The 12,291-nt window shown below is 65.5% G+C and carries 14 protein-coding genes and 1 tRNA gene; 12 read left to right on the plus strand and 3 right to left on the minus strand.

What is annotated here, in order from left to right; genetic code table 11:
• Both ACE3SN_RS13425 and ACE3SN_RS13430 read right to left on the minus strand, forming a co-directional pair.
• On the minus strand, window positions 1-593 hold a 593-nt coding region (locus ACE3SN_RS13425; RefSeq protein ID WP_374530807.1), incomplete at its 3' end, for a DMT family transporter.
• Window positions 590-1,585, minus strand: a complete 996-nt coding sequence (locus ACE3SN_RS13430; protein ID WP_374530828.1) for a low specificity L-threonine aldolase — start codon at window positions 1,583-1,585, stop codon at window positions 590-592. The genes ACE3SN_RS13425 and ACE3SN_RS13430, both read right to left, overlap by 4 nt.
• Window positions 1,586-1,637: 52 nt before the next feature.
• Between ACE3SN_RS13430 and ACE3SN_RS13435 the strand changes: the two genes are divergently transcribed.
• Window positions 1,638-1,928 (plus strand): GNAT family N-acetyltransferase, encoded by a 291-nt coding sequence (locus ACE3SN_RS13435; RefSeq protein ID WP_374530809.1) that lies wholly within the window; start codon window positions 1,638-1,640, stop codon window positions 1,926-1,928.
• Between the two features lie 144 nt (window positions 1,929-2,072).
• Window positions 2,073-2,201 carry a hypothetical protein gene (locus ACE3SN_RS13440; RefSeq protein WP_374530811.1) on the plus strand — a complete coding sequence of 43 codons (129 nt, stop codon included), beginning with the start codon at window positions 2,073-2,075 and terminating at the stop codon, window positions 2,199-2,201.
• A gap of 58 nt (window positions 2,202-2,259) precedes the next feature.
• Here the strand turns inward: ACE3SN_RS13440 and ACE3SN_RS13445 are convergent.
• Window positions 2,260-2,334 (minus strand) — tRNA-Thr (locus ACE3SN_RS13445).
• 134 nt (window positions 2,335-2,468) lie between these two features.
• Between ACE3SN_RS13445 and ACE3SN_RS13450 the strand changes: the two genes are divergently transcribed.
• The 10 genes from ACE3SN_RS13450 to lspA all read left to right on the plus strand — a co-directional run bounded on the left by ACE3SN_RS13450 (window position 2,469) and on the right by lspA (window position 12,284).
• Window positions 2,469-2,624, plus strand: coding sequence for a hypothetical protein (locus tag ACE3SN_RS13450; protein ID WP_374530813.1), 156 nt, complete (start codon window positions 2,469-2,471; stop codon window positions 2,622-2,624).
• Window positions 2,625-2,658: 34 nt separating this feature from the next.
• A complete protein-coding gene (gene gpmA, locus ACE3SN_RS13455) occupies window positions 2,659-3,345 on the plus strand; it encodes a 2,3-diphosphoglycerate-dependent phosphoglycerate mutase (protein ID WP_374530815.1) in 687 nt (228 codons plus the stop codon).
• Between the two features lies 1 nt (window position 3,346).
• Window positions 3,347-3,826: a 5-(carboxyamino)imidazole ribonucleotide mutase gene (gene purE / locus ACE3SN_RS13460; RefSeq protein WP_374530816.1), complete on the plus strand. Its 480-nt coding sequence runs from the start codon at window positions 3,347-3,349 to the stop codon at window positions 3,824-3,826.
• A 22-nt stretch (window positions 3,827-3,848) separates the two neighbouring features.
• Window positions 3,849-4,904 (plus strand): 5-(carboxyamino)imidazole ribonucleotide synthase, encoded by a 1,056-nt coding sequence (locus ACE3SN_RS13465; RefSeq protein WP_374530830.1) that lies wholly within the window; start codon window positions 3,849-3,851, stop codon window positions 4,902-4,904.
• Between the two features lie 9 nt (window positions 4,905-4,913).
• The gene (locus tag ACE3SN_RS13470) at window positions 4,914-5,423 is read left to right on the plus strand and encodes a dihydrofolate reductase (RefSeq protein WP_374530818.1); all 510 of its coding nucleotides are present in this window, start codon (window positions 4,914-4,916) and stop codon (window positions 5,421-5,423) included.
• On the plus strand, window positions 5,423-6,622 hold the full coding sequence (locus tag ACE3SN_RS13475) for a dipeptidase (protein ID WP_374530820.1): 1,200 nt from the start codon (window positions 5,423-5,425) through the stop codon (window positions 6,620-6,622). The genes ACE3SN_RS13470 and ACE3SN_RS13475 overlap by 1 nt, the downstream gene beginning before the upstream one ends.
• Before the next feature lie 2 nt (window positions 6,623-6,624).
• Window positions 6,625-7,575, plus strand: coding sequence for a bifunctional riboflavin kinase/FAD synthetase (locus ACE3SN_RS13480; protein WP_374530832.1), 951 nt, complete (start codon window positions 6,625-6,627; stop codon window positions 7,573-7,575).
• Window positions 7,572-8,621 carry a glycerophosphodiester phosphodiesterase family protein gene (locus ACE3SN_RS13485; protein ID WP_374530822.1) on the plus strand — a complete coding sequence of 350 codons (1,050 nt, stop codon included), beginning with the start codon at window positions 7,572-7,574 and terminating at the stop codon, window positions 8,619-8,621. The genes ACE3SN_RS13480 and ACE3SN_RS13485 overlap by 4 nt, the downstream gene beginning before the upstream one ends.
• 61 nt (window positions 8,622-8,682) lie before the next feature.
• On the plus strand, window positions 8,683-11,745 hold the full coding sequence (locus ACE3SN_RS13490; RefSeq protein WP_374530824.1) for an isoleucine--tRNA ligase: 3,063 nt from the start codon (window positions 8,683-8,685) through the stop codon (window positions 11,743-11,745).
• On the plus strand, window positions 11,742-12,284 hold the full coding sequence (gene lspA / locus ACE3SN_RS13495; protein ID WP_374530826.1) for a signal peptidase II: 543 nt from the start codon (window positions 11,742-11,744) through the stop codon (window positions 12,282-12,284). Before ACE3SN_RS13490 ends, lspA begins: the two co-directional genes overlap by 4 nt.
• Window positions 12,285-12,291 lie beyond the last annotated feature (7 nt).

A 12,291-nucleotide genomic window follows, 5' to 3' on the forward strand; every position in this document is an offset into this window, starting at 1 on the left:
GCGATCAGCACCACCACGCTCTGCCGCCGCGCGGTGTCGGTGGCCTGCATGACGTTGGCGATCGAGGCGCACAGGATCGCGCAGGCGGTGAAGGCAAGCCCGACCAGCACGTCACCGCCGCCCGCAGGTGCCGCGCGGTATTCATGGGTCAGGAGCAGCGCGATCCCGACCAGCGCCACTGCCGAACCCACCAGGAACCGCCGGCTCACCTGCGCGCCAACGAAAATCCGTGCCAGCAGCGCATTGGGCACCAGCAACAGCGCGAACAGCACCGCGACGAGGCCCGAGGTGATGTAGTGTTCCGCGCGGTAAACCAGCTGGAAATTGCCGAAGAACTGGAACAGCCCCATCGGCACCGCCAGCAGGAAACCGTCACGCGCCAGCACCAGTCGCTCGCCGCGCAGCGCCGCGAGGAGGAACATCCCCACTGCGGCCAGCGTGAAGCGCCAGGTGACCGCCCAGCTCACCGGAACCGCGCTGATCTGGTCCTTGATCACCAGCCAGGTCGAACCCCAGATCAGGGTAACGAGGATAAAGGCCGCGATCGCGCGGCCCTGCGACTGGGCTGATGATTGCACTGGCGGCTGGGTCATAGTGCGGCGATGGCGCAGGACAGGGCGCTGACGTAGGTCGGATCGCTGTTCCAAGCGGTTACGAACCGCGCCGCATCATCCCCCCAATCATAGAAGGAGAAACCCTGCGCGCGCAGCGCGGCGCGCTCGTCCAGGCTCAGCCTGAGGAAGATTTCGTTCGCCTCGACCGGGTGGAGCAGGCGATCCTGCGCGGAAGCGACGATTTCCTGCGCGGCGGCATTGGCGGCGCGGGCGTTTTCCAGCCAGAGCCCGCCTTCGAGCATGGCCAGGATCTGCGCCGCCATGAACCGGCCCTTGGATTGCAGATGCCCCGCGCGCTTGCGGCGCAGGCGGGCAAGATCGGCCAGACCTTCGTCGAAGAACACCAGCGCCTCGGCGCTCATGCCCCCGTTCTTGACGCAGCCGAACGAGAGCGCATCGGCCCCGGCGCAGGCTTCCCACGGCGTGCAACCCAGATGGGCGACGGCATTGCCGAAGCGCGCACCGTCGACGTGGAACTTGAGGCCCCGCTGCTTCACGAAGGCGGACAGCGCCGCCATTTCGGCGGGCGTATAGGCGCGGCCGTATTCGCTCGCCTGAGTCACCGATACCGCGCTGGGCTGGACCTGGTGGACATCGCCCCGAATTCCTGAAAGCACTGCGGCGACGCTGTCCACGGCGAGCTTCGCGCCCTCGCCCTCGGCGAGCAGCAGCTTGGCCCCATGGGTATAAAAACCGGGCGCGCCGCATTCGTCGGTTTCGATGTGCGCCTCGCGGTGGCAGATTACGCCGCTGTGCGGCGCAACCATCGTCGCCAGGGCCAGGCAGTTCGCCGCCGTCCCCGTCGCCACCCAGAGCACCGCGCAGGGGCGTCCGAACAGTTCGGCGAAGGCCGCATCAAGCGCCTGGCTCAGCGCATCGTTGTCATAGGGCGGCTGCGGCGCGTCGGCGGCACGCATTGCATCCCAGACGCGGGGATGAACGGCTGCGGCATTGTCGGACAGGAATTGCATCGCCATGTTGCATGGGCGGGGCACGGTTCCCCGTCAAGCAGGAGCTCACGCAATGACAGGCGTCACGATCACCCGGCACGGAGACTGCGCCAAGGGCGAATACCTCGCGAACGTGCCCGGCAGCAGCGCGATCGGGCAGCTGACCTGGGTGCAGAATGGCAATGTGCGGATCGCCGACCACACCCTGGTCCCGCCGGAAATCGGCGGGCGCGGCGTGGCGGCCCAGCTGGTCGAGGCGCTAATTGCCGATGCCCGCGAACAGGGCTTTCGGATCGATCCGGTCTGCAGCTACATTGACGCTGCGTTTCGCCGTCATCCCGAATGGGCCGACCTGCGCGCCTGACGGAATTACCCTGACGAACAGGGTTAAGATTCTCATGCCGACTGCTGTCCATACCTGGCAAGCCGGGATTCACCAGCAGTGCCTAAACGCCTGATCGACCAGGGCAGATGCAACACAGGGGGACATGCAGGATGGAGAAGAGCCGTGCGCTATGTCTTTTATGCAGCAGCCGCCGTGGTCGTCATGCTCGGCTGGCTTAACCACACGCCCGACGGCAAGCGGATCAAGCGCCAGATGCTGGATCATCCCGAAGAATCGGCCCGGCTGTACTGACGCACGCAACCCCGCGGCAGCACCGCGCGTCGGACCTCGACCTGACAACGGGGGGGAATGGTGCTGCTGGGGAGGATTGAACTCCCGACCTCAGCCTTACCAAGGATGCGCTCTACCACTGAGCTACAGCAGCACACCATTCCAAAGGGTCCGGGCTGGCGGTGCCGCCGGACAGGGGCGCGCTATTGGCCGTGGCCCCCAGTTTTGTCAACCTGTGTTTGCGGCAAAAGCTTGAGCTTGGCCGCGCATCGCGGCAGGAACCGCTCCATGTCCGACGAACCCGCCTCCCCGGCCCAGCTCCAGACCCGCGAGGAACGGCTGGCCGCCAAGCTGCGCGAGAACCTGCGCCGCCGCAAGCAGCAGGCGCGCGAAATGGCGCAGGAAAGCAACCCCGCGCTTCCCAAAGCCGACTCGACAAGCTAGGGGCCGATGCTCCTGAAACAGGGGGAGTTAGCAAGTGCCGCGCCTGATCCTTGTCCGCCATGGGCAGAGCCAGTGGAACCTGGAAAACCGCTTCACCGGTTGGTGGGACGTCGACCTGACCCCCAAGGGCGAGGACGAAGCCCGCGCGGCCGGCGCGCTGCTCAAGGCGAAGGGGATGCTCCCCACGGTCGCTTTCACCAGTTTCCAGACCCGCGCGATTCGCACCCTGCACCTTGCGCTCGAAGCTGCGGGCCGGCTGTGGATTCCCGAAACCAAGGACTGGCGCCTGAACGAGCGCCACTATGGTGGGCTGACCGGGCTCGACAAGGCCGAGACGGCGGCGAAGCACGGCGAAGACCAGGTCAAGATCTGGCGCCGCAGCTTCGATACGCCGCCGCCCGTGCTGGAAGATGGCAGCGAGTTCGATCTCAAGCTCGATGCGCGCTACGCAGGCATCGCCATCCCTTCGACCGAAAGCCTCAAGGACACCATCACGCGCGTCCTGCCCTATTACGAGGCGAACATCGCTCCGGCGCTGAAGGCTGGCGAGACGGTGCTGGTCGCCGCCCACGGCAATTCCTTGCGCGCACTGGTGAAGCATCTTTCGGGCATTTCGGACGACGAGATCACCGGCCTTGAAATCCCGACCGGCCAGCCGATCGTCTATGAACTGGACGACAATCTGAACGCGCTTGAGCGCTATTACCTCTCGGAGCGTTGAGATGACCGTTCCCGTCGCGATCGTCATGGGCAGCCAGTCCGACTGGGCGACGATGAAATGCGCGGCCGATGCGCTGGATAAGCTGGGCGTCGCCTATGACGCTCGGATCGTTTCGGCCCACCGCACCCCGGCGCGGCTGGTCGAATTTGCCGAAGGGGCGGCAGACGCCGGCTTCAAGGTGATTATCGCCGGCGCGGGCGGCGCTGCGCACCTGCCGGGAATGGTCGCCAGCATGACCCACCTGCCGGTGCTGGGCGTGCCGGTGCAATCCAAGGCGCTGTCTGGGCAGGACAGCCTGCTCTCGATCGTGCAGATGCCCGCCGGGATCCCGGTCGGCACGCTCGCCATCGGCGAAGCGGGGGCAACCAACGCGGGGCTGCTGGCGGCCGCGATCCTGGCCACCACCGATCCGGCACTGGCCGAACGCGTGAAGGCCTTCCGTGCGGCGCAGAGCGCCAGCGTGGCCGAACGGCCGAGCTGAGAAAGGCGAACCAATCGCGATGATCATCGCACCGGGCGAAACCATCGGGATCCTTGGCGGCGGCCAGCTGGGCCGGATGCTGGCGATGGCGGCGGCGCAGCTCGGTTACCGGTGCCACGTCTATGCGCCAGAGGCCGATTCGATCGCGGCCGAGGTCTGCGCCCAGTTCACCAATGCACGCTATGACGACGGCGCCGCGCTGGCCGAATTCGCCGCCGACTGCGCGGTCATCACCTACGAGTTCGAGAATGTCCCCGTCGCGCCGCTGAAGGCACTGGGCTCGGCAAGGCTGCTGCCGGGCGCGCGCGCGCTGGAAGTGGCGCAGGACCGGCTCAATGAAAAGCGCTTCGTCGAAGGGCTGGGCGGCCGCCCCGCACCCTATCTCGCGGTCGACACGGCCGAGGACCTGGCCACCGCGATCGACCGGATCGGCGCGCCCGGCATCCTCAAGACCCGGCGCGAAGGCTATGACGGGAAGGGCCAGTGGCGGATCATGGCCGACCACGAGGCCGAAGGCATCCGCGTGGGCGACCAACCGCTGGTTTATGAAGGCTTCGTCCACTTCACGCGCGAGTTCAGCGTGATCCTGTGCCGCGGCAGCGATGGCGCGGTGGTGTTCTGGGACAGCGCCGAGAACGTCCACAAGGGCGGGATCCTTGATACCTCGACCGTGCCCGCCAGCCGGCAGGTGCTCGAACAGGTGCCGGCCGCGCGCGCCTTGGCGGAAAAGGTTGCCCATGCCCTTGGCTATGTCGGGGTGTTGACGCTCGAATTCTTCGCCACGGCCGATGGCCCGGTGTTCAACGAGATGGCCCCGCGTGTCCACAATTCGGGTCACTGGACGATCGAGGGGGCACTGACGAGCCAGTTCGAGAATCACATTCGCGCGATCTGCGGCTTGCCGCTGGGCGACACCCGGCTGGCCGCTAAATCGGCGGTGATGACCAACCTGATCGGCGAAGATGCGCACGACTGGGACCAGATCCTGGCCGATCCGGCCAATCACCTGCACCTTTACGGCAAGGCCGCCGCCCGTCCGGGGCGCAAGATGGGCCATGTCACCCGGCTGGGGCTTTAAGCAGTCGGCATGACAGGCAGCGAGATCGTCTTCGTCGTCGCCGTGGCAGACAATGGCGTGATCGGTGCGGAGGGTGGCATGCCCTGGCACATTTCGGCCGATTTCCGCCGCGTCAAATCGCTGACCATGGGCAAACCGCTGGTGATGGGCCGCAAGACCTTCGATTCGCTGCCCGGACTGCTGCCGGGACGCCGCCACATCGTCATCACCCGCGACGCCGACTGGAGCGCGGACGGAGCGGAGCGCGCCGGATCGCTGGCCGAAGCGCTGAAGCTTGCCAACGCCCCGCAGATCGTGATCTTCGGCGGGGCGCAGATCTATGCCGAGGCGCTGCCGCTGGCGCACCGCATCGAACTGACCGAAGTCCATGCCTCGCCCGAGGGTGACACGCACTTCCCCTCACTTGACCGTGCCGGGTGGACCGAAGCCCAGCGTGAGAGTCATCCGGCAGAGGGACGCAACCCGGCCTTTGATTTCGTCACCTTGCTGCGTAAGAAACCCGAAACGCAGGAGGGGTGATGCGCAAGCGGTTCTGGATTCCACTGGCGGTGCTGGCCGTTGCGGCGGCAGGGTTCTTCGGATTCGCGCCCGGCTATCTCGAAAAGGGCATGAACAAGCTCGACGGCGGGCCGCTCATCCCGGTCAGCGCGGAGGCGATTGCGCTGCACAAGACGCTGCATATCGTCGACCTGCACTCTGACACCCTGATGTGGCAGCGCGACGTGCTGAAGCGTGCGGATCGCGGCCATGAAGACCTGCCGCGCTTGGCAGAAGGCAATGTCACGCTGCAGGTGTTCTCGTCGGTCACCAAGGCCCCGCGCGGGCTGAACTATGACCACAACACCGGCGATACGGACAACATCACGCCGCTCGCCATCGCCCAGCTTCAGCCGGTGCGGACCTGGACCTCGCTGACCGAGCGCTCACTGTGGCACGCCACGAAGCTTGACCGGGCGGTGGCGGCATCAGGCGGCAAGCTAGTCAAGGTCTCGGACGATGCCAGCCTCGATGCGCTGCTCGCCGCGCACACCAATGCTACCGGCCCGGTCGGCGCGCTGCTCTCGATCGAAGGCCTGCACGATCTGGAAGGCAATATCGCCAACCTTGACCGGCTTTACGCCGCGGGCTTCCGCATGGCGGGCCTCACCCACTTCTTCGACAACGAACTGGCCGGATCGCTGCACGGCGTGTCCAAGGCGGGGCTGACCCCGTTCGGGCGGCAGGTCGTCACCCGGATGGAAGACATGGGCATGATCGTCGACATCGCGCATTGCAGCCATGCCTGCATCGGCGAAGTACTGGCCATGGCCCGCCGCCCGGTGGTGTTCAGCCACGGCGGGGTGCAGGCGACCTGCCAGGTCAACCGCAACCTCTCGGACCCCGAAATCCGGGCGCTGGCTGCGACCGGCGGGGTGATTGGGATCGGGTACTGGGACGCGGCGGTCTGCGATACCAGCCCCCGCGCCATTGCCAAGGCGATGCGCCACGTGCGCGACCTTGTCGGGATCGACTATGTTGCGCTGGGCAGCGACTACGATGGATCGACCACCGTGCGCTTCGATACCTCGAAGCTGGTGCAGATCACCCAGGCCCTGCTTGACGAAGGCTTCAGCCACGATGAAATCCGCAAGGCCATGGGCGGCAACGCACTGCGCGTGATCCGCCTTGGCATGATCCCCTATGCGCGCCTGACGCCGGAGCAGAAGCTGGCACGATGACGATCCTGCGGCTCGATGCCTCCCAGCCCATGCCCGAATCGCTGCGCGGCGCGATCATTGCGCTGGGCAATTTCGACGGCTTTCACCGCGGCCACCAGGCCGTGGCCAAGGAAGCGCTCGACTGGGCGCGGGCCGAGGGCCGCCCGGCGATCATCGCCACTTTCGATCCGCACCCGGTGCGCTATTTCGCGCCCGATGCCCCGCCCTTCCGCCTGACCACGCTGGACCAGCGGCAGGAACTGTTCGCCAATGCGGGCGCGGACGCGATGTTGGTGTTTGCCTTCGACGCTGCGCTGGCCGCTACCACGGCGCAGGATTTCGTGACCGAACTGCTCGCCCGCCGGCTTGGTGCCGCCGGCGTGGTGACGGGCGAGGACTTCACCTTTGGCAAGGGGCGCGGCGGCAATGTGGCGGTGCTGCGCGATCTGGGGGCAACCTGCGGGCTTGCGGCGCGCGCGGTTGGCGCCGTCGCCGAACAAGGCGAGGTCGTTTCCTCCAGCCGGATCCGCGATGCGCTGAAAGTCGGCGACTGTGGCCTGGCGACGCACCTCCTGACGCGCCCCTTCGCGATTCGCGGGCAGGTCCAGCACGGGGACAAGGTGGGCCGAACGATCGGCTTTCCCACCGCCAACCTCGCACTCGGGAATTACCTGCGCCCGCGCTACGGGATCTATGCCGTGACCGGCCTGATCGAGACCGGCCCCTTGCGCGGCACGCTGCTGCACGGCGCCGCCAACATGGGCATCCGCCCCACCTTCGATCCGCCCAAGGAGCTGCTTGAGCCGCACTTCTTCGATTTTGCGGGCGACCTTTACGGCGAGGAGATCGAAGTGTCGTTCCACCACTTCCTGCGCGGCGAAGCCAAGTTCGATTCGCTTGATGACCTGATCGCGCAGATGGAGCGGGACTGCCTGCAGGCCAAGGATCTGCTGAGCGGGATCGCCCGCAAGTGAGGCGCTGGATCAAGCGAATCGCGCTGGTGCTGGCGGTGCTGTTCCTGGTGCTGACCTTCATCAATGCAAGCTGGCTGGCGGACAGCCCCAGGGGCTACGTCAAGCTGGTCGCCCATCGCGGCACGATGCAGCAATTTAGTCATGTGGGGCTTGGTGACCAGGATTGCACCGCCACCCGGATCGAACCCCCGCTGCACGACTACCTTGAAAATACCGTCTCAGCGATCAATTCGGCCAAGCGGCTGGGCGCGCAAGTGGTCGAGATCGACATCGCCCCGACCGCCGACGGCAAGATCGCGCTGTTCCACGATGCCGCGCTCGATTGCCGCACCAATGGCAAGGGGCCGACCGGCGCGGCGACCCTGGCGCAGCTCCAGACGCTCGACGCAGGCTATGGCTACAGCGCGGATGGCGGCAAGACCTTCCCGTTTCGCGGCAAGGCGATTGGCGCGATCCCCAGCCTTGAGCAGGGCCTCGACGCAGCCGGAAACACCGCGCTGATCTACAACTTCAAGACCCGCGACCCCGAACACGCCGACCGGCTGATTGCCGCGCTGAAGGCGGCAGGGCGTGATCCGGTGGCGCGCGGCGACGGTTTTTCGGGGCCCGAACCCCTGATCGCCCGCGTGCGCACCGCCTTCCCCGGCGTCTGGGCCTTTAGCCCGGACAGCGTGAAGGCCTGCACCATTGGCTACCTCAAGACCGGCTGGCTGACGCTGGTGCCCGAAAGCTGCCGCAACGGCACGATGTTCGTGCCCCTCAACTACCAGTGGGCCTTCGCCGGCTGGCCCGACCGGCTGATCGCGCGGATGGAAGCGGTCGGCGGCCGGGTGGTGGTGATCGCGGACCGTGGCAAGGACAGGCCGATGGGGCTCGACCTGCCCGAACAGCTGGGCGAGGTGCCGCGCTCGTTCAATGGCTATGTCTGGGTGGACGATATGTGGAGCGTCGGCCCGGCGCTGCGCCCCGCCTACAACAAGCGCAACCCGCGCGAAGAGGCTGAGCTGGCCAAGGCGCTGGAGGCGCGGCGCGCGGCGCGCGATTGAATCGGCTGCCCGCGAACCAGAAATTGCGAAACGCCGCCGCCCCGGCTAAGGCCCGCCGATCATGACTGAGCAGCGCGATTTCCGTTCGACCGTCTTCCTGCCGAAGACCGAGTTCCCGATGAAGGCCGGCCTCCCCCAGAAGGAGCCGGGCATTCTGGCGCGGTGGCTCGATCAGGGGCTCTATCGCCAGCTGCGCGATGCCCGCGCCGGGCGCGAAAAGTTCATCCTTCACGATGGCCCGCCCTATGCCAACGGCGACATGCACATCGGCCATGCGCTGAACCATATCCTGAAGGACATGGTGGTGCGCACGCAGAGCCTGAAGGGCATGGACGCGCCCTACGTTCCGGGCTGGGACTGCCACGGCCTGCCGATCGAATGGAAGGTCGAGGAACAGTACCGCAAGAAGAAGCTCAACAAAGACGAGGTTCCGGCGGAGGAATTCCGCGCCGAATGCCGTGCCTATGCCCAGCACTGGGTCAACACCCAGCGCGAACAATTGAAGCGCCTCGGCATCAATGGCGATTGGGACAATCCCTATCTGACGATGGATTCCGAGGCCGAAGGCACCATCGTGGCCGAACTGCTGAAGTTTGCCGAAAACGGCATGCTCTATCGCGGAGCCAAGCCGGTGATGTGGTCCCCGGTCGAAAAGACCGCGCTGGCCGAAGCCGAGGTCGAATACGAGGACATCACCTCGACCCAGATCGACCTCGCTTTCGAAATTACCGAATCGCCGATTGCCGAACTGGTCGGCGCCCACGCCGTGATCTGGACGACCACCCCGTGGACGATCCCGGCGAACCAGGCGATCGCCTATGGGCCGGAGGTTGAGTACTCGGTGGTGGAGTGCGTCCTAGCGTTCAATACGTCTCAGGTTACCAACGAGCAGTCCCTCGGTGCCCGTGCACGAGTGCAGGCGGCTATTCCTTGGTTCGACAAACTGACTCGATTGATTATTGCAACCGAACTGCTGCCCGCATTTGCCAGCCGTTTGCAATCAATCTTCGCGTCAATTGATGTCACAGACCTAGGTTTACCAAGCGTAACATTCTCGCTCGAATTCGCAGACGACTGCGAAGAATGGACTATCAAAGGCTCCGAACTCGCTGGCACCGTCGTCCGTCACCCAATGCACGAACTCGGCGGGTTCTTCGCCAAGCCGCGCCCGTTCCTGCCGGGTGATTTCGTCACCACCGAAAGCGGTACGGGCCTGGTCCACATGGCGCCCGACCACGGCGAAGACGACTTTGACCTGTGCAAGGCCCACGGCATCGAGCCGGTCTTCGCGGTTGAGGGCGATGGCAAGTACCGGGCTGACTGGCTGTGGCTGGGCGGCGAAGGCTCTATCATCAATCCCAAGTTCAACGCGCCCGACGGGCCGATCTGCACCGCGCTCAAGGAAACCGGCGCGCTGCTGGCCGCCAGTGCGGACTACAAGCACTCCTATCCGCATTCGTGGCGGTCCAAGGCCAAGGTGATCTTCCGCTGCACCCCGCAGTGGTTCGTGCCGATGGACCGGGTGATGACCCATATCAGCCCCAAGACCCCGGCAGAGCGCCGCTGGGAAAACGAAGGCGGCGCGATCAACCCGGTCGAGGAGCAGCTCTGCGCCGCGCCGACCCTGCGCGAAGCCGCGATGCAGGCCATTGCCGATACCCGCTTCGTGCCGGACAAGGGCCGCAACCGCATCGGCTCGATGGTCGAAGGGCGGCCCGACTGGGTGCTCAGCCGCCAGCGCGCCTGGGGCGTGCCGATCACGCTGTTCGTGAACCGCGAAAGCGGCCAGTACCTCGTCGATCCCGCCGTCAACGCGCGGATCATCGCGGCGGTGACGGCCGGCGGCGTCGATGCGTGGAGCGATGCCCGCGCGCAGGAATACCTTGGGGCCGATTACCGGGCCGAAGATTACGAGCGCGTCACCGACATTCTCGACGTGTGGTTCGATTCGGGTTCCACCCACGCCTTCGTGCTGGAAAGCGGGCGCTGGCCCGACCTGACCCGGCACGAAGGCTATACCGGCCCGCTCGCCGATATGTATCTCGAAGGCAGCGACCAGCATCGCGGCTGGTTCCAGTCGAGCCTGCTGGAAGCCTGCGCCACGCGCGGCCATGCGCCGTACAAAGCGGTGCTGACCCACGGCTTCACCATGGACGCCAAGGGCATGAAGATGTCGAAGTCGCTGGGCAACACCATCGACCCGCTGAAGGTCATGGAAACCTATGGCGCGGACATCATCCGGCTGTGGGCGCTGTCGGTCGACTTCACCGAGGATCACCGCATCGGCGATGAAATCCTCAAGGGCGTGTCGGACCAGTACCGCAAGCTGCGCAACACCTTCCGCTACCTCTTGGGCGCGCTCGATGGGTTCAGCGAGGCGGAGCGGGTGGACGTTGCCGCCATGCCGGAACTGGAACGCTATGTCCTGGCGCTGCTGGGCAAGCTGGACGCGACATTGAAGCAGGCCGTCGATGACTACGACTTCAACACTTACGTCCGCGCGCTGACCGATTTCTGCAACGAAGACCTCTCGGCCTTCTTCTTCGATATCCGCAAGGACAGCCTCTATTGCGATGCGCCTTCGGACCCGAAGCGCATGGCCTATCGCACCGTGCTCGACGTGCTGTTCCACGCCCTGATCCGTTACGCCGCCCCGGTGCTGGTGTTCACCGCCGAGGAAGTCTGGGCCAGCCGCTATCCGGAAGGCGGGTCGGTGCATCTGCTGGAATGGCCGGTGGTGCCTGCCGCCGAAGTCGATCTGGCCCGCTGGGATGCGTTGCGGGAGCTGCGTTCGCGTGTATTCGAACAGATTGAACCACTTCGCCGCGAAAAAGTCATCGGTTCCACGATGGAAGCGATCGTCAATGTTCGATCGAAAGATGCTGGTCTTGTCGCTCGAGCAAATGCTGGAGGTGCGGACTTCACGGAAATTTGCATCGCCGCCCAAGTCAATGTGAGTGGGTTTGCGGATGACGCCAATCCGAACATTCACGAGATCGATGTCACCCGCACCACCGACCACAAGTGCGGCCGCTGCTGGCGGCACTTGCCCGAAGTGACCGAGGACGGCGCGCTCTGTTCACGCTGCGATCAGGTTGTATCGGCGATGGACGGGGCCGAATGACCCTTACCACCCGCAATCGCCTGCTGGGCCTGGCCCTTGCAGTTCTGGTCTATGTGCTGGACCAGTGGGTGAAGGGCTATGTCACCGGCACACTGAAGCTGACGCGCGACGGGGATCAGGTGGTCCTGCTGCCGTTCTTCAACCTCACGCTGACCTCGAACTATGGCGTTTCGCTGGGCATGTTCACCGCCCAATCGATGGAAATGCGCCTGGTCCTGCTGGGTGCGACCGCGCTGATCGCGCTGGTGGTGCTGGTGTGGATGCTGCGCGAACGCCTCAGCGCCGATATCCTGCCACTGGGGCTGGTGCTGGGCGGCGCACTTGGCAATATCAAGGACCGCTGGACCTATGGTTTCGTGGTCGATTATGCCGACCTGCACTTTGGCGAATGGCGCCCGTTCCTGATCTTCAACCTGGCCGATGCGGCGATCACGCTGGGCGTCCTGTTTATCCTTGCCCGTTCCTTCCTTTCGCGCGAAAAGCGCGACGACAACCACGCGGCTCCGGTCAATTCTTCTGGCCCCGCGACGGAGAGCTGAGAAAATG

Source organism: Novosphingobium sp. (assembly GCF_041915465.1).
Lineage (GTDB): Bacteria > Pseudomonadota > Alphaproteobacteria > Sphingomonadales > Sphingomonadaceae > Novosphingobium.

Excerpts from the sequence above, each read along its gene's own strand:
- ACE3SN_RS13430 (WP_374530828.1), bottom strand. The coding sequence starts at position 1,585 with ATGCAATTCCTGTCCGACAATGCCGCAGCCGTTCATCCCCGCGTCTGG.
- ACE3SN_RS13435 (WP_374530809.1), top strand. The coding sequence starts at position 1,638 with ATGACAGGCGTCACGATCACCCGGCACGGAGACTGCGCCAAGGGCGAA.
- ACE3SN_RS13450 (WP_374530813.1), top strand. The coding sequence starts at position 2,469 with ATGTCCGACGAACCCGCCTCCCCGGCCCAGCTCCAGACCCGCGAGGAA.
- purE (WP_374530816.1), top strand. The coding sequence starts at position 3,347 with ATGACCGTTCCCGTCGCGATCGTCATGGGCAGCCAGTCCGACTGGGCG.
- ACE3SN_RS13470 (WP_374530818.1), top strand. The coding sequence starts at position 4,914 with ATGACAGGCAGCGAGATCGTCTTCGTCGTCGCCGTGGCAGACAATGGC.
- ACE3SN_RS13475 (WP_374530820.1), top strand. The coding sequence starts at position 5,423 with ATGCGCAAGCGGTTCTGGATTCCACTGGCGGTGCTGGCCGTTGCGGCG.
- ACE3SN_RS13490 (WP_374530824.1), top strand. The coding sequence starts at position 8,683 with ATGACTGAGCAGCGCGATTTCCGTTCGACCGTCTTCCTGCCGAAGACC.
- lspA (WP_374530826.1), top strand. The coding sequence starts at position 11,742 with ATGACCCTTACCACCCGCAATCGCCTGCTGGGCCTGGCCCTTGCAGTT.